The 20,765-nt window shown below is 61.2% G+C and carries 20 protein-coding genes; 4 read left to right on the forward strand and 16 right to left on the reverse strand.

Translation table 11 applies throughout. The features are described 5' to 3' along the window. Nucleotide 1: 1 nt before the first annotated feature. The 7 genes from GJA_RS13600 to GJA_RS13625 all read right to left on the reverse strand — a co-directional run bounded on the left by GJA_RS13600 (nt 2) and on the right by GJA_RS13625 (nt 7,599). Complete coding sequence (locus tag GJA_RS13600; protein ID WP_038499812.1) at nt 2-1,312, reverse strand: NAD(P)/FAD-dependent oxidoreductase; 1,311 nt, start codon at nt 1,310-1,312, stop codon at nt 2-4. 148 nt (nt 1,313-1,460) lie between these two features. Continuing rightward, nucleotides 1,461-2,234, reverse strand: coding sequence for a transporter (locus tag GJA_RS13605; RefSeq protein ID WP_242404537.1), 774 nt, complete (start codon nt 2,232-2,234; stop codon nt 1,461-1,463). A 96-nt stretch (nt 2,235-2,330) separates the two neighbouring features. Beyond that, complete coding sequence (locus tag GJA_RS28525) at nt 2,331-4,004, reverse strand: methyl-accepting chemotaxis protein (protein WP_038493107.1); 1,674 nt, start codon at nt 4,002-4,004, stop codon at nt 2,331-2,333. A 94-nt stretch (nt 4,005-4,098) separates the two neighbouring features. Beyond that, nucleotides 4,099-4,314, reverse strand: coding sequence for a hypothetical protein (locus GJA_RS27355; RefSeq protein ID WP_144241530.1), 216 nt, complete (start codon nt 4,312-4,314; stop codon nt 4,099-4,101). Nucleotides 4,315-4,440: 126 nt separating this feature from the next. Then, complete coding sequence (locus GJA_RS13615; RefSeq protein WP_038499816.1) at nt 4,441-5,838, reverse strand: multicopper oxidase family protein; 1,398 nt, start codon at nt 5,836-5,838, stop codon at nt 4,441-4,443. 10 nt (nt 5,839-5,848) lie between these two features. After that, nucleotides 5,849-7,201 carry a TolC family protein gene (locus GJA_RS13620; RefSeq protein WP_038499818.1) on the reverse strand — a complete coding sequence of 451 codons (1,353 nt, stop codon included), beginning with the start codon at nt 7,199-7,201 and terminating at the stop codon, nt 5,849-5,851. Nucleotides 7,202-7,212: 11 nt separating this feature from the next. Next, a complete protein-coding gene (locus GJA_RS13625) occupies nt 7,213-7,599 on the reverse strand; it encodes a hypothetical protein (RefSeq protein ID WP_144241531.1) in 387 nt (128 codons plus the stop codon). A 111-nt stretch (nt 7,600-7,710) separates the two neighbouring features. Here GJA_RS13625 and GJA_RS27360 point away from each other — a divergent pair, with 111 nt between their 5' ends. Then, nucleotides 7,711-8,139 (forward strand): hypothetical protein, encoded by a 429-nt coding sequence (locus GJA_RS27360; RefSeq protein ID WP_144241532.1) that lies wholly within the window; start codon nt 7,711-7,713, stop codon nt 8,137-8,139. 66 nt (nt 8,140-8,205) lie between these two features. Here the strand turns inward: GJA_RS27360 and GJA_RS26730 are convergent, their stop codons facing one another. The 7 genes from GJA_RS26730 to GJA_RS13660 form a co-directional block, all read right to left on the reverse strand. After that, nucleotides 8,206-8,334 (reverse strand): DUF2474 domain-containing protein, encoded by a 129-nt coding sequence (locus tag GJA_RS26730; protein ID WP_081905405.1) that lies wholly within the window; start codon nt 8,332-8,334, stop codon nt 8,206-8,208. Further along, nucleotides 8,334-9,341 (reverse strand): cytochrome d ubiquinol oxidase subunit II, encoded by a 1,008-nt coding sequence (gene cydB / locus GJA_RS13635; RefSeq protein WP_038493113.1) that lies wholly within the window; start codon nt 9,339-9,341, stop codon nt 8,334-8,336. The genes GJA_RS26730 and cydB overlap by 1 nt, the downstream gene beginning before the upstream one ends. Before the next feature lie 4 nt (nt 9,342-9,345). Continuing rightward, nucleotides 9,346-10,779 (reverse strand): cytochrome ubiquinol oxidase subunit I, encoded by a 1,434-nt coding sequence (locus tag GJA_RS13640; protein ID WP_038493115.1) that lies wholly within the window; start codon nt 10,777-10,779, stop codon nt 9,346-9,348. A 208-nt stretch (nt 10,780-10,987) separates the two neighbouring features. Further along, nucleotides 10,988-12,562, reverse strand: coding sequence for a sensor domain-containing diguanylate cyclase (locus tag GJA_RS13645; RefSeq protein ID WP_038493118.1), 1,575 nt, complete (start codon nt 12,560-12,562; stop codon nt 10,988-10,990). 133 nt (nt 12,563-12,695) lie between these two features. Beyond that, a complete protein-coding gene (locus GJA_RS13650; RefSeq protein WP_038493120.1) occupies nt 12,696-13,253 on the reverse strand; it encodes an NADPH-dependent FMN reductase in 558 nt (185 codons plus the stop codon). Nucleotides 13,254-13,345: 92 nt separating this feature from the next. Then, nucleotides 13,346-14,458 carry an alanine racemase gene (alr, locus tag GJA_RS13655; protein ID WP_038493122.1) on the reverse strand — a complete coding sequence of 371 codons (1,113 nt, stop codon included), beginning with the start codon at nt 14,456-14,458 and terminating at the stop codon, nt 13,346-13,348. A gap of 25 nt (nt 14,459-14,483) precedes the next feature. Next, complete coding sequence (locus GJA_RS13660; protein WP_339325677.1) at nt 14,484-15,809, reverse strand: D-amino acid dehydrogenase; 1,326 nt, start codon at nt 15,807-15,809, stop codon at nt 14,484-14,486. Nucleotides 15,810-15,878: 69 nt separating this feature from the next. On the opposite strand from GJA_RS13660, the gene GJA_RS13665 reads away from it, so the two are divergent. From GJA_RS13665 to GJA_RS13675, 3 genes are all read left to right on the forward strand, one after another. Continuing rightward, the gene (locus tag GJA_RS13665) at nt 15,879-16,373 is read left to right on the forward strand and encodes an Lrp/AsnC ligand binding domain-containing protein (RefSeq protein ID WP_038493126.1); all 495 of its coding nucleotides are present in this window, start codon (nt 15,879-15,881) and stop codon (nt 16,371-16,373) included. Nucleotides 16,374-16,521: 148 nt separating this feature from the next. Further along, the gene (locus GJA_RS13670) at nt 16,522-16,887 is read left to right on the forward strand and encodes a hypothetical protein (RefSeq protein WP_038493128.1); all 366 of its coding nucleotides are present in this window, start codon (nt 16,522-16,524) and stop codon (nt 16,885-16,887) included. 163 nt (nt 16,888-17,050) lie between these two features. Then, a complete protein-coding gene (locus GJA_RS13675) occupies nt 17,051-17,392 on the forward strand; it encodes a zinc ribbon domain-containing protein YjdM (RefSeq protein ID WP_038493130.1) in 342 nt (113 codons plus the stop codon). 16 nt (nt 17,393-17,408) lie between these two features. Here GJA_RS13675 and glpK read toward each other — a convergent pair whose 3' ends face one another. Then, nucleotides 17,409-18,905 carry a glycerol kinase GlpK gene (gene glpK, locus GJA_RS13680; RefSeq protein ID WP_038493132.1) on the reverse strand — a complete coding sequence of 499 codons (1,497 nt, stop codon included), beginning with the start codon at nt 18,903-18,905 and terminating at the stop codon, nt 17,409-17,411. A gap of 115 nt (nt 18,906-19,020) precedes the next feature. Continuing rightward, nucleotides 19,021-20,748, reverse strand: coding sequence for an ABC transporter substrate-binding protein (locus GJA_RS13685; RefSeq protein ID WP_038493135.1), 1,728 nt, complete (start codon nt 20,746-20,748; stop codon nt 19,021-19,023). Nucleotides 20,749-20,765: the final 17 nt, after the last annotated feature.

A 20,765-nucleotide genomic window follows, 5' to 3' on the forward strand; every position in this document is an offset into this window, starting at 1 on the left:
TTTAATGTAGTTTCACCTGCGGCGTAGTGCGCTTGATCAGGAACCGCGCCAGCGCCAGTACGCCGGTGCGCACCGTGCCCAGCACCGCATTGTGATGCATCAGGTGCAAGCTGACATACATGGTGCGCGCCACGAAGCCCTCGACAAACCAGCTCAAGCCTTTCAGCGAGCCCATCAGCGTACCGACCGAGGTACTGGAACCGACCGACACCAGCGAACCGTAATCGCGGTAGCGGTACGGCTTGCCTTGCTTCGGCTTGTTCGCTTGCTGCAACAGGAAGGTCTTCAGCAAATAATCCGCTTGCTGATGCGCCGCCTGGGCGCGCGGCGGCACCAGCTTGCCATCGGCGCCGGTGCACGCGGCGCAATCGCCGAGCGCATACACATCCGGCACGCCCGGCACGCTCAGGGCGCCGTCGACTTCGATCTGGCCGCTGCGGTTGACCGGCAAGCCCAACTGCGCCAGGAAGTCCGGCGCCTTGATGCCGGCCGCCCACACGCACAGGTTGGCCGCATAGTCGGCGCCGCTGGCCACGCTGACCTTGTGCGCATCGATGGCGGTGACGCGGGTATCGGTGACCACCGTGATGCCGCGCTGGTTCAGCAGCTTCAGCGCGGCGGCGGAAACCCGCTCCGGCAACGGCGCCAGGATGCGCGGCGCGCCTTCCAGCAAGGTGATGCGCACATCCTTGACCGGCTGCAAACTCTGGAAACCGTAGGCGGCATACACGCCGCTCGCTTCGCGCAATTCGGCGGCCAGTTCGACGCCGGTGGCGCCGCCGCCGATGATGACGATATCGACGCCGGACTGGCCGGCGCCGGAAGTGCGCATCTCGGCCATGGCCAGCAATTTCAGCAAGGTCAGCCGAAAGCGCTCGGCGTCTTCGGTGGCGTTCAGCGAAATGGTGTATTCCTGGGCGCCGGGCACGCCGAAATAATTCGAGGTGCTGCCGACCGCCATCACCAGCGAGTCGTAACTGATATGGCGCTCAGGCATTACTTCTTCATCGTCATCGGTGGCAATCGGGCCGACCGTCAATTGCTTGGCCGCCGCATCAAGGCCGGTCATTGCCCCATACACATAGCTGAAACCATTATCGTGGGCCAGCATCTGGTAAGACAGGCCCTCCTGGTGAATGTCGAGCGTGCCGGCCGCGACCTCGTGCAGCGATGGTTTCCAGATATGGTACAGGCGGCTGTCCACCAGTGTCACCAGGCCGGGGCCGAGTTTGCGGCCCAACTTGCAGGCCAGCTCCAGGCCGCCCGCTCCACCACCTACGATCACGATTTTGCTATGCAAACTACCTCCCATGGATTGCCAGTCAAAACAGCGCAGTGCGTCGCTGCCGACGCGTATTGAGCGCAACATCCGCCATTTTGAACGATACGTGCTTGATTAATACATGAACATGCACGGCTGCGCACGCTGAGATTGTACGCCAGCATCGCTGATCGCGCATCTACCAAACGCGTGCCAGCGGCACTACCAGGCCGCTGAACAGCGACCAGTCGGGCGAGGCCGGCGTCAGGCCCCGCGCCAGGCCGACATCGATCGCCAGCCGCGGATTCGGGCTGTAGGTGGCGGCCAGTAAAAACTGGGCGCTGCTATCGGCGCCGCGCAAGCGCGTGCCCGACAATTCGGCCGTGGCGTCCCAGCGCTCGGATAGCGGCACCGAAAACGCGGCCGACCAGCCGGTCTGGATGCGGCCGCCATCATCGGCGTAGGCGCCCAGCCGGGTCAGGTTCAGGTTGGCGTCCATATGGACGCGCGCGATATCGCGGCTGAAGATAGCGTTGACCGAATAGTCGGCCTTGCCGCTGCCGATGGTATCCCTGGCGGTGGGGATCTTGGCGCCCAGTTCGAGACCGAAAGCGGTGGCATCGTCGACCAGGAAAGCGCGCTTGAGCACCAGCGTGGTGTCGCCGGCGCCGCGCGCATGCCCGCCATCGTCATCGCGCGCGGCAATATAAGCCTCGCCTTCGATCACGATGCCCCATTCCGGGGTAAAGCCCAGTTTCAGCGCATACGGCAGGCTGCTGCGGCGGCTATCCCCAGTCTTGCCGCTCAAGCCGCCGAGTTCCAGTTCCAGCTGGCCGGCCAGCGGCAATTGCGCGGGGCTGGAGACCGACGGCCGGTACGGCGTCACCGGGCCAAGCCGATCCTGCGCATATAGCGGCAAGGCCAGGGACAGCGAGGCCAGCAAGGAAAATGACAGGGTGGTGAGGTGGTGCATGGAACTCCCGACAATTGTATTGAAGCAACAGCCTACCATCAGTCGGGAGAAACCACCTCATGTATTACCGCCTAGATGACTTCATGGACCTGGCGCTTATGCGGCGTCGCTCAGGCTCAGGGCAATCCGGCGCGGTCCGCTTGACGCTGCCGGACGGCGCATCGGCGTCACCTTGTCTTGAGCAAACGCTTGTCCAGACGACGCCGATGGCGCGTGCAGCTTGAAAATGCTGACCACGCCGGTCAGCGCCGCGGCCTGGTCTTGCAGCGACGAAGCCGCCGCGGCCGCCTGTTCGACCAGCGCCGCGTTTTGCTGGGTCACCTGGTCCATTTGCGTGATCGCCTGGTTGACTTGTTCAATGCCGGCGCTCTGCTCCTGGCTGGCCGACGTGATGTCGCTCATGATGTGCGCCACCCGCTGCACGCTGCCGACCACCTCGTTCATGGTGTCGCCCGCTTCATGCACCAGCTTGGCGCCGATCTCGACTTGCTCGACCGAATCGCCGATCAAGACCTTGATATCCTTGGCCGCCGCGGCCGAGCGCTGGGCCAGATTGCGTACCTCGGTGGCGACCACCGCGAAACCACGGCCCTGTTCGCCTGCCCGCGCCGCTTCCACCGCCGCGTTCAAGGCCAGGATATTGGTCTGGAAGGCGATGCCGTCGATCACGCTGATGATGTCGACGATCTTGCGCGACGACGCATTGATGGTTTCCATGGTCTGCACCACCTGGCCGACCACCGCACCGCCCTTGCTGGCCACTTGCGACGCGCTGGCCGCCAGCTGGTTCGCTTCGCGGGCGTTGTCGGCGTTCTGGCGCACGGTGGCGGTCAGCTGTTCCATCGACGACGCGGTTTCTTCCAGCGAGCTGGCTTGCTCCTCGGTGCGCGACGACAAGTCCATATTGCCGCTGGCGATTTCGCCCGATGCGGTGGCGATGGTATCGGTGCCGGCCCGCACCTGGCTGACGATGCCGACCAGCTTGTCGCGCATGGTCTTCATCGCGAACAGCAGGCTGTCGTGGTCCCCGGCATGGGTATCGATGGCCACCGTCAAGTCGCCGCCGGCAATCGCGCCGGCGATATGCGACGCATACGCCGGTTCGCCGCCCAGCTGGTGGGTCAGGCCGCGCGTGATCAGCACGCCCAGCGTCAAGCCGGCCGCCACGCTGCCCAGCACCAGCAGCAGCATGAAAGTGCGGCTGGTCTGATACACGCTGGCGGCTTCATCGGCGGCGCTCCTGGCACGCTCTTCCTTCTGGATCGACAATTGATCCAGCATCTGGTCCAGCGCATCGGCGTGCTTGCGGGTTTCCGTCAGCAGCGCATCGAGCTCGGCGTCGCGCTGCTGCATCGGCTCCTTGGCGGCCAGCAGCAGGGCCTGGTTCATGACGTTCTCGTAATCGGCGGCAACCACGGTGAAGCGCGCAAACACTTGCTTGCTGGCGTCGGAGGTGAACAAGGGCAAGGCCTTGGCAATGCTGTCCTTGTTGACGGCCAGCGATTTATCGATGCTGGCCTTGTGCTGGCTGCGCTCTTCTTCGCTGGTGGCCAGCAAATAATTACTGCGCGCGCGGCCGGTCTTGGCCAGCGAGATATTCGCTTCCTTGATATGCGACAGGCCCAGCAATTCATTGTTATACATGCGGGCCGCCATGGTATCGATTTTCGCCATATTAACAATCCCGATGCCGGCCACAATCGCCCCCAATAAGGCGACACAAGAAAAAGCCGCGATCAGGCGCGTGCCCACTTTCATTCGATTTAACATAGTTTCTCCGGTTCTTTTACGTGAAATGCTTATGCCCGCAGCTGTATCGACCAAACCGGAAACCTCCTGCGCATCGAGCCTGCCTGCTGAGAACCTATGCCAGCAGGGAAGACATCGCCTGCTGGCATAGGTTCTTAATCGCCAAAGCAAAGCGCAGCGCCTGGTCGGTACCAAAAGTACGACCAGGAACTAGGTAAATGCCTTGGAGATTGTTCAGGTGCTCCTGGAGCAGTTTGCCGGAAATGTGCAGGGCAAATGAAACACCTTGAATATAAAGATAAAAGATTGCCGAAAATCCACAGTTTGTCACTTAGCCTTAATTACTTGCCTCACAACAACAGTTAACCGGGGTATTTCTTAGAGCCTATCCCAGTAGGGAGCGTCGTCTGCCGACAGCGCATCAGCAGAGGACGTATTCATCTACTGGGACAGGCTCTTAATGCTCCATATGGCCCGACGGTTTGCGCACCGTCATTTCGATATTGTCCGGCTTGCCGGCCGGCGGCATCGAACCGCCGCCGGCGTTGTGGCTGCGCACCGGCTCGGCCAGCGCACCGGTCCATTCATAGGGCTGGGTGCCGGGCGGATGCTTGTACCAGCCGGGATCGCGGTAATCGCCCGGCTTCTGGTCCTTGCGCACCTTGACCACGGTAAACATGCCACCCATGCCGACGCTGCCGAACGGGCCGGCGCCGCCCATCATCGGCAAGGTATTTTCGGGGATCGGCATATGCATCTCGTCCATGTCGCCCATGCCGCGCTCGCCCATCACCATATACGCCGGCACCAGCTGATTGATTTTCTCGGCGATGCCGCGATGGTCGACGCCGATCATGGTCGGCACCTGGTGCCCCATGGCGTTCATCGTGTGATGCGACTTATGGCAATGGAAAGCCCAGTCGCCCGCTTCGGTGGCGTCGAATTCGATGGCCCGCATCTGCCCGACCGCCACGTCGGTGGTCACTTCCGGCCAGCGCGATTCGGGCCGGGTCCAGCCGCCATCGGTGCCGGTGACCGAGAATTCATGGCCGTGCATATGGATCGGATGATTGGTCATCGTCAAATTGCCGAACCGGATGCGCACCCGGTCGCCCTGGCGCACCACCATCGGATCGATGCCGGGAAATACGCGGCTGTTGAAGGTGTACAAATTAAAATCCGTCATGGTGGTGATTTTCGGCGTGTAGCTGCCCGGATCGATATCGTAATTGTTCAGCAAAAACACGAAATCGCGGTCCACTTTCATGAAGTTCGGGTCTTTCGGATGGGTCACCCAAAAACCCATCATGCCCATCGCCATTTGCGTCATTTCATCGGCATGCGGGTGGTACATAAACGTGCCGGGCCGCTTGGCGATGAATTCATAGACAAAGGTCTTGCCCGGCGCTATCGCCGGCTGGGTCAGGCCGCTGACGCCATCCATGCCGTTCGGCAAGCGCTGGCCATGCCAATGCACGCTGGTTTGCTCCGGCAATTTATTGGTGACAAAAATACGCACCCGGTCGCCCTCCACCACTTCGATGGTCGGTCCCGGCGACTGGCCGTTATAGCCCCACAGATTGGCTTTCATGCCGGGCGCCAATTCGCGCACCACCGGTTCGGCCACCAAATGGAATTCCTTGACGTTATTGTTCATACGCCATGGCAGCGACCAGCCATTCAGCGTCACCACCGGATGGAATGGGCGGCCATTCGGCGGCAGCGGCGGCGTTTGGGTAGTGGCGTCATTATTGAAAATGGCTTCCGGCAAGGACGCCGCGCCGACCCGGCTGACGGCGGCCGCGCCGATCGCCATCGCACTGGCGTTTTTAAAGAAATTTCTACGTGAAATCATGATGCTGTCCTCAGGGTGCGCTGGCGGAAACACCGCCGCCGTTGATGGCCGATTGCAATTCCGTTTGGGCGATCCAGAAGTCGCGCTGGGTGTCGATGGCCGCATTGACGCTGCCAACCTGCTCGCGCGCGTCGGCCAGCAATTCAAACACGCTGGCCAGCATGCCGTTGTAACGCAGCAAGACTTGGTTCGAGATCTTCTTGCGCAGCGGCACCACTTCATCGCGGTAATGGCGCGCCAGTTCGTAATTCGTGCGGTACGCGGCATACGCCACCCGCACTTCCGAGCGGGCCCGGACCGCGGTGCCGGCGGTGCGTTCCATCGCTTGCGTATACAACGCTTGCGCCTTGGCGTTACGCGCGCCGCCCCAGTCGAAAATCGGCAATTCCAGCGACACTCGATAACCGTTTTCGCGCGGCAAACCGGTTTGGCTCTTGTTGGCGTAACCGGCGTCGAGCACATTGACCAGGCCGGTGACCTTGCTCAAGCCCAAGGCGTCGGCGCTGGCTTGCGCATCCTGCTTGCTGAGCAAGATATCGAGCCGCTGCTCCATCGCCTGCGCTTCGATATGCGCCGCGTCCTCGGCTGCCGGCGGCAAGTCCGGCAAACGCTCCGGCAAGCTGAACCCGGTTTGTTCGCCCCACAGCCCCAGCAAACGGGTCAGCTGTTCGCGCGTGGCCAGCGCCTGTTGCCGGGCGCGCGCCAGTTCGCTCATCGCATCGGCATAAAACACTTGCTGGCGCGACTGGTCCAGTGCGCTCCAATTGCCGACCTGGGCCATGCGCCGCGCCAGTTCGGCGCCAGCCTGGGCCGATTCGGCGGCCAGCGCCATATAGGCTGCCGTCTGCCTGGCGGCGACCGCGTTGAAATAGGCGCGCCGCGTGTCGGCCGCCAGTTGCACCGCGCGCGAGGCGGCCAGCAATTTGGCTTGTCCAAAACGGCCGCGTTCGATCTTGCCGCGCATCGGCATCGTCAGCAAACCGGCCAGGTCGAAACCGACGCCCCGCTCGATCTCGCTGTCGCCGCCGCCACGCATGCGTCCGAAGGACAAGCCCGGATTGCGCAAGCGCCCCGCCTGCACCAGGTCCGCTTCCGACGCGCCCAGTTCGGCCAGCGCCACGCGCAAGTCGCGGTTGTTGAGCAAGGCCAGTCGCACCGCGCTGTCGGCACTCAAAGGCTGCTGCAGCAAGACTTGCACCTGCTCTTCGGATGCCGGCCTGGCCAGATCGGCGCTGACGCCGGTGCGCGCCGCCGTCAGCGCCGTCACTTGCGCAACCCCGCCATCGCCGGAAAAGCTGGCGCAGCCGCTGAGTATCAGCGCGCCGGCGGCGATGGCCAGCGGTTTGAGCTTGAATATTTGCATCACTGGCATCGTCATTCTCCGTGCCGCTGCAGATGGCTCATATGGCTCATATCATGGCCCTGGTGCGGATCGGCGGCCGGGGTAGCTGAAACGGGCTGGCCGCCCATCTCCATTCCCTTCATGTCTTTCATTTCCATCCCCGGCATGGCGGCCATATGCGCCATGTGGCCCATGCCGCCGCCAGCCTTGCCGACTTCCTGGTTGGCGTCGCGCCAGACCTGGTCCGGCGATTTATCCGATTCCGCAGCCGGCTGGTAATGGTTGAAAGTGGATTCGAAAGCGCTGGCCGGCGCGGCCGCCTTGGCGCCCGGGGCGACAGTCGCTACTTGTGCGCTGGCGGTAACAGTGACAGACAGCAATACTCCCGCGGCAAGCGCGAGGCGAGTCAGATGATGCATGGTCTTCCTTAATAATTTGCAAGTTTGAGCGCGTACAAAAACGCAGCCCTTCAATACACAGGCGTATTACAAGGAAGCTGGCCGGGGAGGACGTTCGAGGCCGGACGGTATATGGTCGGAAAACAGTTGCGCCACAGCGAGGGCTGGCGCGGTCGCACCGGCAGCAGGCAAGATCACGGCGGCGCCGAACGGCGGCCCGCAAGCGCCCGCGCCGCAAGCCAGGTGATTATTGCAGTCATGATCGTGCGGCGCCGATTCTTCCTGCGCCGGCTGATGATGCCCGGTAGCGGCCCCAGCCATATCGTGGCAATGGCCTTCGCCTTGCTGCTGCGCCATCGGCATGTCCATATGCATACTCATTTGCATCATGGCCACCTGCCCCTGTCCCTGCGCCGGCAGGCAGCACGGACGCACGGAGACCGCGAGCCCTTGCAGCGGGAGCGCGGCGATCAACAGCCAGAGCAGGAGTTTGATGACAATACGGTTCATGAAAGCAATCGATGCATGGCGTCCGACATGAACGGCCATGCAGTACTATAAACCTTGCCACCGAGGGAAGGTCAAGCGCTTATTGTAGCGTTTATCAGATAACTGTTGTGCAGCATTTCACGCCCCCATGCCGGTCGCCCGCATCAGCAGCCGCATCGCATACGCTGCCAGGCCCAGCGCGGCCACGCTGGCGCTCCAGATCAACAGCAGCCAGCCCAGCCGTTTCCAGCACGAAGAATGGGCCATCAGTGCCCCCCCTCGCCATCGACCACCTTGCCGCGAAATACATAATAGGCCCACACGGTGTACATCAAAATCACCGGAATGATCAGCAAGGCGCCGACCAGCGTAAAACCCTGGCTCTGCGGCGGCGACGACGCTTGCCAGATGGTGATGGCCGGTGGAATGATGTTCGGCCACAAACTGATGCCCAAGCCGCTATAACCGAGGAATATCAGGCATAGCGTGTACAGGAACGGCGCGGCGTGCCGGCGCAGCTTCAGCGAGCGGTACAACAAGTAGCTGGAGGCCAGCACCAGCAGCGGCACCGGCGCGAACCAGAACAGATTCGGCAGGCTGAACCAGCGCAGCGCGATGGCCGGATCGGACAGCGGGGTCCACAGGCTCAGCGCGGCGATCACGGCCAGTAGCAGCCAGACCAGCCAGCGCGCGGTGCGGTAAGCGTGCTGTTGCAGGCTGCCATGGGTTTTCATGATCAGCCAGGTGCAACCCAGCAAGGCATACGCCACCACCAGTCCGGCGCCGGTGAACACTGAAAACGGCGTCAGCCAATCCAGCGCCGCACCGGCATAAGCGCGGTCGACCACCGGCACGCCCTGGATGTAGGCGCCCAGCGTGACGCCCTGGAAAAAGGTCGCGGCGATCGAACCGCCGATAAAGGCCTTGTCCCAGACATGGCGCTCATGGTCGCGCGCCTTGAAACGGAATTCAAACGCCACGCCACGGAAGATCAGGCCCATCAGCATGAAAATCAGCGGCAGGTAAAACGCGCTCAGCACCACCGAATAGGCCAGCGGAAATGCCGCCAGCATGCCGGCGCCGCCCAGCACCAGCCAGGTCTCATTGCCGTCCCATACCGGCGCGACGGTATTCATCATGATGTCGCGCTCGGTTTTATCCTTAAAGAAAGGATACAAAATGCCGATGCCGAGGTCAAAACCGTCCATCACCACATACATCATGATGGCAAACAAGATAATCACCGCCCAAATCAATGCCAGATCGATACCCATCTGATTATTCCCCCGCCTTGACATGGATAATGGGCACGTCACCATCGCCGGCGGCCGACAATGGCCGCGCCGGCGTGCGTCCATGACCCGGGCCGCCATCGTCGATGCGCGCCCCTGCATGCAATTGCGGGCCGACCCGTATCAGGCGGAACAGATACGCGACGCCGGTGCCGAACACCGCGAAATAAATCACCACGAACAAGATCAGTGTCACGCCCAGTTGCAGCGGGCCGTGCGACGATACCGCGTCGGCCGTACGCAGCAAGCCGTACACGGTCCATGGCTGGCGGCCGATTTCAGTGGTGTACCAGCCGGCCAGGATGGCGATCACGCCGGCCGGCCCCATCAGCAAGGCGGCGCGCCAGAACCAGCGCGCTTGCCACAAGCCGCCGCGCCAGCGCAGCCAGGCGCTGCACAGGCCCAAGGCGATCATCAGCATGCCGAGCCCGACCATGACACGGAAGGACCAGAACAGCAGCGTCGAATTGGGCCGGTCTTGCGGCGCGAACTCTTTCAAACCCGGAATCTTGCCATCCCATGCATGGGTCAGTATCAGCCCGCCCAGGCGCGGCACTTCAAGCTTGAAGCGGGTTTCCTCGCGCTGCATGTCGGGCCAGCCGAACAGGATCAGCGGCGTGCCCCCTGCCCCCTTATTTTCCCAATGGCCTTCCAGCGCCGCGATCTTGGCCGGCTGATGTTTCAACGTATTCAAGCCATGCGCATCGCCGATCACGGCCTGGATAGGCGCGACGATCAGGACCATCCACAATCCCATCGACATCATCTTGCGGATCGCCGCATTGTCGGTTCCGCGCAGCAAGTGCCAGGCCGCCGAGGCCACCACCAGCAAGGCCGTCGCCAGGAAGGCGGCCACGCTCATGTGCATCAAGCGGTAGGGAAACGAGGGATTGAAGATGACCGCCAGCCAGTCGACCGGCACCACCCGGCCGTCGACAATCTGATAACCCTGCGGGGTTTGCATCCAGCTGTTCGACGCGACGATCCAGGTCGCCGAAATCAGCGTGCCGAGCGCCACCATCGCGGTCGCCAGCATGTGCAGGCCGGGGCCGACCTTGTTCCAGCCGAACAGCATGACGCCGAGAAAACCCGCTTCGAGGAAGAACGCGGTCAGCACTTCATAGGTCAGCAACGGGCCGGTGACGCTGCCGGCATAATCCGAAAAGAAACTCCAGTTGGTGCCGAACTGGTAAGCCATCACCAGGCCGGACACCACGCCCATGCCGAAATTGACGGCGAAGATTTTCGACCAGAAGTGGTACAGGTCGCGGTACACCTGCTGGCGCGTGCGCAGCCAGGACGCTTCCAGCACCGTCAGGTAGCTGGCCAGGCCGATCGTGATCGCCGGAAAAATAATATGAAATGAAATGGTGAAGCCAAACTGGATACGTGCCAGTTCCAGTGCGGTAAGTCCCAACATGATGCCCTTCCCGGTAAGGTGTATTCCTTGATGGTCACACTGTAGGCTGGCGAGAGAAAACATAACAGACTCAGATTCGAGAGAAAAAACCGGATCAGATTGCCCGGCCCGCTCACCTCTCTTGCACGCTCGAACATACACGAAAAAAAATGCGGAAAAGCCGCGTTCCCGCAGCTTTTTGTTGCAAATACATATGACTGAAATGCGCTTAGACAGCTGGCGGCGCGGCGGCGACCCGGTTGCGTCCTTGCTGCTTGGCGTCGTACAGCGCCGCGTCGGCCGCCTTCAGCACCCGCTGCGGGTCGCACACCAGCGGCGGCGCGGCCGCGGCACCGAGTGAAATCGTCACGTCGCCTATGCCCGGCAACACCGATTCCTCGACCCGCAGGCGCAGGCGTTCGGCGACCCGCAACGCGGCGTCCAGCGGCGTATCCGGCAACAGCATCAGGAATTCATCGCCGCCATTGCGGCACAGCACATCCGCATCGCGCGAACAAGTCCGCATCAGCAGCGCCAGGTGCTTGATCACCATATCGCCGGCGTCATGCCCCAGCGTATCGTTGATTTGCTTGAAGCGGTCGATATCCAGCGCCACGATAGAAAAACCGCGCCGTTCCGCTTGCCAGGTTTCCAGCGCGGAATCCATGCCGCGCCGGTTATTCAAACCCGTCATCGGATCGGTTTGCACATCGACGTTGAGCTTGCCGATCTTTTGATGCAACAAGGCAAGGCCGGCCAGCATGGCGCGCTTGATTTGCGCCGCTTCGAAATACCAGGAACGGATCGCCTGGATATGTTCCGACGTGGCGGCCACATCCATCCGGCTGGCGCCTTCCGCCAGTTGTCCCAGCGGCCGCGAAATCAGGCGCGCCAGCCACCAGATGAACAGCAAGGTCAGCAAGGCGATCGGCAAGGAATTATGCAACACATCCAGCATCAACTCATTCAACGGCTCCAGCGTGATCGAGGCCGGCCGCTGGGCCACGATGCCCCATCCCGTCAGCGGCAGCACGGCGTAGCCGGCCAGCATGTCCACGCCCTGGCTATTGAACAGCCGCTGGCTGCCGCCCTCGCCGCGGACAATCGCGTCGATCACCGCATTCGGCCCGGTCACCTTGCCGAGCCTGGCAGGATCAGGGTGGTACAGCAGGCGCCGGCTCTGGTCGACCACGTACAGATAAGAACCGTCGCGGTAGTAATGTTCGCCCAGCAAGCGCGACAAACTGCTTTTCTGTTTCAGGTAAATCGTGCCGCCGACATAACCGAGGTAGTTGCCCTTGCCATCGACCACCGGATGGGAAATGAAAATCACCAGGTTGCCGACCGCCGACACATACGGCTTGCTGACCAGCGGACGGCGCTCGCGCAGCGCTTCGATGGCGCCGGCCGAATTCAGTTGGCGATCCTTGATTTCCAGCGTTTCCGGCGATACGGCACGCACCAGGCCCGTTACATCGACCACCAGCACGGAATTAAAACTATGGGTTTGCAGCCGCAGCCGGGACACTTCCGATTGCAGCAACTGTTGATCGCCGAACTTGCCGCCCAGTATCTCGGCGCTATACGCCAATTGCTGTAGCGCTGCCTGCAAGAAGTCTTCCGTACTGTTGGCCAACTTTTCCGCATACGCGTGATTGGCTTCCAGCGTGCTATTGATCAATAGCTGGCGCTGGACCCGATAGCTGGCATAGAAACTGTTGGCAAGAGAAAGGAAGGCGCTGACAAAGGCCACCAATAAAATCAGGCGGCGCAAATTCATGCGCAAGACAGGGTGATTCCACATCGATATAGGGCCGTCCGCAACTCCCGCAGGAGAAAGAGGCATTATATCTAGAATGCAAGTACTCTATATAGGAAAGAAATGTTATTTTAGTAGCAGCGCAAGGCAGGCGCCTCGCGCCGCAGGATTACGGCGATCAGGCGGGGATCGCGTGCTTTTGCACCCAGCTCACATACTGCTTCATCCAGCCCTGGAAAAAGCCCAGGCTGGCCGCGCCGATATTACCGTCCGCATCGAACAAACCGTCCTTGGCCTGGATAAACATTTCCGGCTGGCCCAGCGTCGGCACATCCAGGTAGGCCAGGATATTGCGCAAATGCTGCTGCGCCATCGACGTGCCGGCGGTGCCGACCGAAACGCCCAGCACGCCGGCCGGCTTGCCGCCCCATGCGCTCTGGCCGTAAGGCCGCGAGCCCTGGTCCAGCGCATTTTTCAGCACGCCAGGGATCGAGCGGTTGTATTCAGGGGTGAGAAACAACAAGGCTTGCGACGAACTGATATCGGACTTCAGGCGCAGCACCTGGTCCGACGGGTGGCCATCGGCATCCTGGTCATACAGCGGCAGGTCGCCGATCTCGATATGCTTGAATGAAAATTCCGGCGGCGCCAGCCTGGCGACGGCCAGCGCCAGCTTGCGATTGAACGAATCCTTGCGAAGGCTGCCGACCACGACTGCGATTTGATATTGGCTCATGAAGATCCCCGGTGATGGTTGAAGGTAATATAACGCCTGGACCCTATATTGACACACAACCACGACCGGGGACGGCACGATACACCCAGCCTTTAACCGGCTGCCGCACCGGTATATTCGCGGTAAAAACGCGACCCAAGATTGGTCAGCACTTCATAACCGATGGTATTGGCCAGCCCGGCCACCGCATCGACCGGGTGTTCGGCGCAAATCAGGTCGACCAGGCTGCCCGGCAGCACCCGCTCGCGCGGGATCGCGCTGACGTCGAGGGTAATCGTATCCATCGAAATGGTGCCGATCTGCGGCACCCGCACGCCATCGACGATGGCGACGCCGTGATTGCTCATGCTGCGCAGCCAGCCGTCGGCGTAGCCGACCGACACGGTCGCCACCTGCCGCGTCTCGCTGGCGGTATAACGCAGGCTGTAGCCGACATGGTCGCCACGCTCGATGGTGCGGGTTTGCACCACCTTGCCTTGCAGGCGCACCACCGGCGCCATCGGATTGGCCGCATCCCTGTGCGGCGCGATGCCGTACAGCGCCGCGCCCGGACGCACCAGGTCGAAATGGTAGGCGCCGGACAGGAAAATGCCCGAGGAATTGGCCAGGCTGGCCGGGCATGCCGGCAAGCGCGCGCGGATCGCCTGGAAGCGTTCCAGCTGCATGGCATTCATCGGATTGTCGCGCTCGTCGGCGCAGGCCAGGTGGCTCATCAGGTATTGCAACTCGATGCCGTCGAGGAAGTGCGGATCTTCCAGCCACGCATCGACTTCAGCCGGCGACAAGCCCATGCGCGACATGCCGCTATCGACTTGCACAATCGCCGGCAAGCTGCGGCCCAGCAACGCGGCATGGGCGGACCAGCCCGCCACTTGCTGGGTGCTGTTGAGTACCGGTATCAATTGGCTGGCAATAAACTCCGCCTCGGTATCGACTGGCGGCCCATGCAAGACGAAAATCGCCGCATCCGGCGCCAGCGACTGGCGCAAGGTGATGCCCTCGTCCAGGTGGGCCACAAAGAAATGCCGGCAACCTTCGTCGTACAGGACGGCCGCGATCGGCGCCGCGCCCAGGCCGTAAGCGTCCGATTTGAGCACCGCCGAACACGTGGCCGGCTGGGCGCGCTGGCGCAGCAAGCGGTAATTGGCGCGGATCGCATCCAGGTCGACCGTCAGGATCGCACCGCTGCGGTTCTTCGGCGGCATGCTCGCCTCCAGGTTAGAGAGCAACTCAAGCACCCGCATAATTCAGGCGCGCACCGCCCTGGGCCTTGCTGTAACGGCTGACCGACAGGTCGTCGGCCAGGATCGCCGGCTTGCGGGCCGAAATCAAGTCGGCCAGCAATTGTGCCGAACCGCAAGACATGGTCCAGCCCAGCGTGCCGTGACCGGTATTCAGGAACAGGTTGCGCAGCGGCGTGCGGCCGACGACAGGCGTGCCGTCCGGCGTCATCGGACGCAAGCCGGTCCAGAAACTGGCCTTGGCGGTGTCGCCGGCGCCCGGGAACAGATCGTTGACGACCATTTCCAGCGTGGCCCGGCGGCGCGGGTTCAGTTTGGTGTTGAAGCCGGCGATTTCCGCCATGCCGCCAGCGCGGATGCGGTCGTCGAAACGGGTCACGGCGATCTTGTAGGTTTCATCCAGGATGGTCGAGGCCGGCGCTTTGTCTGCCTCGACGATCGGCACGGTAATCGAATAACCTTTCAGCGGATACACGGGAATCCCGACCACCGATTTCAGCAACGCGGTCGAATACGAACCCAGCGCGACCACATAGTTGTCGGCCTTGATCACTTCATTGCCGCATTGCACGCCGACAATCTCATCGCCCTCGGTCAGCAAATGATCGATGCTGACGCCATAACGGAACGTGACGCCCAGCGCCACCGCCATCTCGGCCAGGCGGGTGGTGAACAATTGGCAATCGCCGGTTTCATCGTTCGGCAAGCGCAAGCTGCCGACCAGTTTATTCTTGACCGCTTCCAGCGCCGGTTCGGCGGCCGACAATTGATCGCGGGTCAGCAATTCATAAGGCACGCCCGTCTCTTTCAAGACTTCGATATCCTTGGCCGCGTCGGCAAACTGTTTTTCAGTGCGGAACAATTGCATCGTGCCTTGCTGGCGGCCCTCATACGTGATGCCCGCTTCGGCGCGCAGCACCTTGAAGCAGTCGCGGCTGTATTCGGCCAGGCGCACCATGCGTTCCTTGTTGATGGCGTAGCGTTCAGGCGAGCAATTCTGCAGCATTTGCCACATCCATTGCAGCTGGAACAGCGTGCCATCCGGCGTGATCGACAGCGGCGCGTGCTTTTGCAACATCCATTTCATGGCTTTGAGCGGGATGCCGGGCGCGGCCCATGGCGAAGCGTAGCCGGGCGAGATTTGCCCCGCATTGGCAAAGCTGGTTTCCTGTGCCGGACCGGGCTGGCGGTCGATGACGGTCACCTCGTGCCCTGCCTTGGCCAGATAATAAGCACTGGTGACGCCAATGACGCCGCTACCCAGAATGACGATACGCATAATTTCCTCGCTGAATTTTCGGCCAGATTGCCAGATTTACCGCTATGATATTGCGAACATCCTAGTAATTGTTCACGTATAAATTGAGAATTTCAGCAATAAATCATGAGAATCCATAGAGAATCAGCCCGCGGACTGGACAAGCTTGACCGCCACATCCTGCGCATCCTGCAACAAGACGGACGCATATCGATGAAAGACCTGGGCGAACAAGTCGGTTTATCGATCACGCCCTGCATCGAACGGGTCAAGCGGATGGAGCGCGACGGCGTCATCACCGGCTACCACGCCAAGGTCAATCCGGCGTCGCTGGGCGCCAAATTGCTGGTCTTCGTCGAAATCACGCTGAACCAGAAATCGGCGTCGGCGTTCGAACAATTCCGCCGCGAAGTGTTGCAAATTCCAGAAGTACAGGAATGCCACCTGGTATCGGGCGACTTCGACTACCTGATCAAGGCGCGCATCCATGAAATGGCCGAGTACCGCAAGCTGCTGGGCGACATGCTGCTGCAACTGCCTGGCGCGGCCCAGTCGAAAAGTTATGTGGTGATGGAAGAAATCAAGGAAACACTGGCGGTATCGACCGAGGTGTTACAGTAAGCACGCGGCAAAAGGTAGCGTCTGACAGTACCATACAGGTCATCAAATGCGCCTTTACTCAATGTGGTGGCAGCAAGGCTGGAAAATGGCGACACTCCGTGAAAGATTGCGATGCCAACCGCATCGATAGCGTATAGCGGAGAACAATATGCATGCCCTGATCAAAGTTACCTTGAGCTGCCTGGCGATTTTCGCCGTGGCGCAATGCCTGGCCACCGAATACCAGGTCAACCAGGCGCCGCGCAGCGAAGCCATCTATGGCAGCATCACCGTCGGCAAGACCACCCGCGGCGACCTCGACGCGGCGCTGGGCAACGCCACCGTGCTGAGCCTGGACCCGGGGTATGAAGTATGGGTCTACAAAAACCAGATCAAGAGCGGCCCGATGGCGCGCCTGCTGCCGACTTTCAGCGCATCGGTGCTGATGATGCCGCAACGCACGCGCGAAGTGGCGGTGATGTTCGACCCGGCGGGAGTGGTCAGGAAGTACCGGATTCATGAACCGAGTCATTGAAGCAGGCGATTTGGCCGCAACTCCATCGATCTCGATGAACACAACGGTTGTCAGCGTGCTGGCCCGCCATGCGCGAATTGACAAAATGGCTGGCCTTGCTTATCACAGGCGGTATACTGCGTCCTTTTTTCAGGGCCGCCGCCCTGCCGCACAGGACCATACCATGAGTACTTTACCTCCATGCCCGCAATGCCAGTCCGAATTCACGTATGAAGACGGGGTCCAGTACGTCTGCCCGGAATGCGCCCATGAATGGAGTGCCCAAGCCGCCGCGCCAGCCGAAGAAGGCGCCAGGGTCTACCGCGATGCGGCCGGCAACCTGCTGCAAGACGGCGATACCGTCAGCGTCATCAAGGACTTGAAATTGAAAGGCGGCGGCGGCGTCGTCAAGATGGGCACCAAGGTCAAGAATATCCGCCTGGTCGACAGCGACCACGATATCGACTGCAAGATCGACGGCTTCGGTTCGATGAGCTTGAAGACGGAGTTTGTCAAGAAGGTGTAAGACGCGTTTCTCAAGCTCACTCGCTCCAGTCGCGCGACCGGTCCACCGCCCGCTGCCATTTGTGCAGCCGGCTCAAGCGCTCGTCGGCCGCCATCTTCGGTTCGAAACGGCGCGCCATCTGCCATTGCCCGGCGATTTCTTCCAGCGACGACCAGAAACCGAGCGCCAGTCCGGCCAGGTAGGCCGCGCCCAGCGCCGTGGTTTCGGTGACCACCGGGCGCACCACCGGCACGTCCAGTATGTCGGCCTGGAATTGCATCATCATGTCGTTGCGCGCCCCGCCGCCATCGACCCGCAATTCCGTCAATGGAATCGCGGCGTCCTTTTGCATCGCGCTCAGCACGTCGACATTTTGATAAGCCACCCCTTCCAGCGCGGCGCGGGCGATGTGCGCCTTGCTGGTGCCGCGCGTGATGCCGATCAGGGTGCCGCGCGCATACGGGTCCCAGTACGGCGCGCCCAATCCGGCGAACGCCGGCACGAACACCAGTCCGCCGCTATCGGGGACGCTGGTGGCCAGCGCTTCGACTTCGGACGAGTCGCGGATGATGCCTAGCCCGTCGCGCATCCATTGCACCGCCGCGCCGGCGACAAAGGCGCTGCCTTCCAATAAATAATCGGTACTCGCCTTGCTGCCTGCACCCAGCGTCCAGCCGACCGTCATCAATAGGCGGTTTTCCGATGCGATGGCTTGCTGGCCGACATTCATCAGCATGAAGCAGCCGGTGCCGTAAGTATTCTTCGCCATGCCAGGTTTTAAGCAAGCCTGGCCGAACGTCGCGGCTTGCTGGTCGCCGGCGATGCCGGCGATCGGCAGCGGCCTGCCCAGCAAGTCGGCATGCGTACGGGCGGCGATACCGCTGCTCGGGACGATGGCCGGCAGCAGCGATGCGGGAATATCCAGCAGCGCCAGCAATTCCTCGTCCCACTGCAAGGTGTGGATATTAAATAGCATGGTGCGCGATGCATTGCTGGTGTCGGTGATATGGCTGCCGCTCATTTTGTAGATCAGCCAGGTATCGACGGTGCCAAACGCCAGTTCGCCGCGCTCGGCCCGCTGGCGCGCGCCCGGCACATTGTCGAGCAGCCATTTCAGTTTGGTGGCCGAAAAATAGGCGTCCAGCACCAATCCGGTCTTTTGCTGGAACAACGGTGCCTTGCCCTGTTCTTGCAGTTGTTCGCAAAACGCGGCGTTACGCCGGTCTTGCCAGACAATCGCGTTGGCCACCGGTTCGCCCGTTTTGCGGTCCCACAATACCGTGGTTTCGCGCTGGTTGGTGATGCCGATCGCCACGATGTCGGCGCCGCTGACGCTGTTTTCGCGCATCACTTGCCGCACCACGCCGATTTGCGAGGCCCAGATTTCATTGGCGTCGTGTTCGACCCAGCCCGGTTGCGGAAACAATTGGCGGAATTCCTGCTGCGCACAGGCATGCGGCCGGCCCGCATGGTCGAACAGGATGGCGCGCGAACTGGTCGTCCCTTGATCCAGGGAAAGTATGTATTTGCTCATTATTCTGTACGACGTGGTATCAGGAAGGACGCGGCTGCGCCCTTCCTTTCAAGCTAGTTTAACAAATCAACGACACGGCCCGATGCGGCGTAGGCCGAATGAGCCCAGGCGCGGCTTAACGCACGCGGCCTTCTTTCCATGCCTGCAACAGTTTGTCGTAGGAAATAGTTTCGCCTTTCGGTTTTTCATTGGCCAGCTTTTTCCATGGCGCAGCCGTATCCGACAGGTATTTATTCGGATCGCCTTTCGGATTCAGCTTCGGCGCACAGGCTTTCATGCCGGCGCGTTCCAGGCGGGCCATGACCTGGTCCATTTCATCGGCCAGGTTATCCATCGCGGCTTGCGGCGTTTTTTCGCCGGTGATGGCGGTGGCCACGTTTTTCCACCACAGTTGCGCCAGTTTCGGATAATCCGGCACGTTGTTGCCGGTCGGGGTCCACGCCACCCGCGCCGGGCTGCGGTAAAACTCGATCAAGCCGCCGTATTGCGCCGCATGCTTGGTGAAATAATCGTGGCGGATATCGGAATCGCGGATGAAGGTCAGGCCGACGATCGATTTCTTCAACGATACGGTTTTCGACGTGACGAATTGCGCGTACAGCCAGGCGGCTGCCTTGCGGTCGTCCGGCGTGGACTTGAACAGGAACCAGGAACCGACGTCCTGGTAGCCGTTCTGCATGCCGTCTTTCCAGTAAGGGCCGTGCGGCGACGGCGCCATGCGCCATTTCGGCGAGCCATCCTTGTTCACCACCGGCAAGCCCGGCTTGGTCATGCCGGCAGTAAAGGCGGTGTACCAGAAGATTTGCTGCGCGATTTCGCCCTGCGCCGGCACCGGGCCGGATTCGGAGAAATTCATGCCGTTGGCCGATGGCGGCGCGTATTTTTTCATCCAGTCGATGTATTTGGTCAGCGCAAACACGGCGGCCGGCGAATTGGTGGCGCCGCCGCGCGCCATCGAGGCACCGACCGGCGTGCATTTGTCGGCCGCGACGCGGATGCCCCATTCATCGATCGGCAAGCCGTTCGGGATGCCCTTGTCGGCCGCGCCAGCCATCGACAGCCACGCATCGGTGAAGCGCCAGCCCAGCGATGGATCTTTCTTGCCGTAATCCATGTGGCCATACACTTTCTTGCCGTCCAGTTCCTTGACGTCGTTGGTGAAGAACGCGGCGATGTCTTCATAGGCCGACCAGTTTTGCGGCACGCCCAGCTCGTAGCCGTATTTGGCCTTGAATTTTTCTTGCAGATCCTTGCGCGCAAACCAGTCGGCGCGGAACCAGTACAGGTTGGCGAATTGCTGGTCGGGCAACTGGTAGACTTTGCCGTCCGGTGCGGTAGTAAAACTGATGCCGATGAAATCCTTCAGGTCCAGGCCCGGATTGGTGTATTCCTTGCCGGCCGCATTCATGTAGTCGGACAACGGTTCCACCGCGCCATAGCGGTAATGGGTGCCGATCAAGTCGGAATCGGAGACCCAGCCATCGTAGATACTTTTGCCCGACTGCATGGAGGTTTGCAGTTTTTCAACGACGTCACCTTCCTGGATGATGTCGTGGCGCACCTTGATGCCGGTGATTTCTTCAAACGCCTTGGCCAGCGTTTTCGATTCGTAAACGTGGGTATCGATGGTTTCCGACACGACGCTGATTTCCTTGATGCCTTTTTTCTTCAGCTTTTCAGCGGCGTCGATAAACCATTTCATTTCTTCCATCTGCTGTTTCTTGCTCAGGCTGGATGGCTGGAATTCCTTGTCGACCCAGGTTTGCGCCGCCTTGGTATCGGCGAAGGCCGGGTTGGACAGCAGCATGGCCGCCGCCGCGAGCGCGGTGAACTTCAATTTCATCGTTAATCTCCTTGTTA

Origin of the sequence: Janthinobacterium agaricidamnosum NBRC 102515 = DSM 9628, from assembly GCF_000723165.1 — a bacterium.
GTDB classification, from domain to species: domain Bacteria; phylum Pseudomonadota; class Gammaproteobacteria; order Burkholderiales; family Burkholderiaceae_D; genus Janthinobacterium; species Janthinobacterium agaricidamnosum.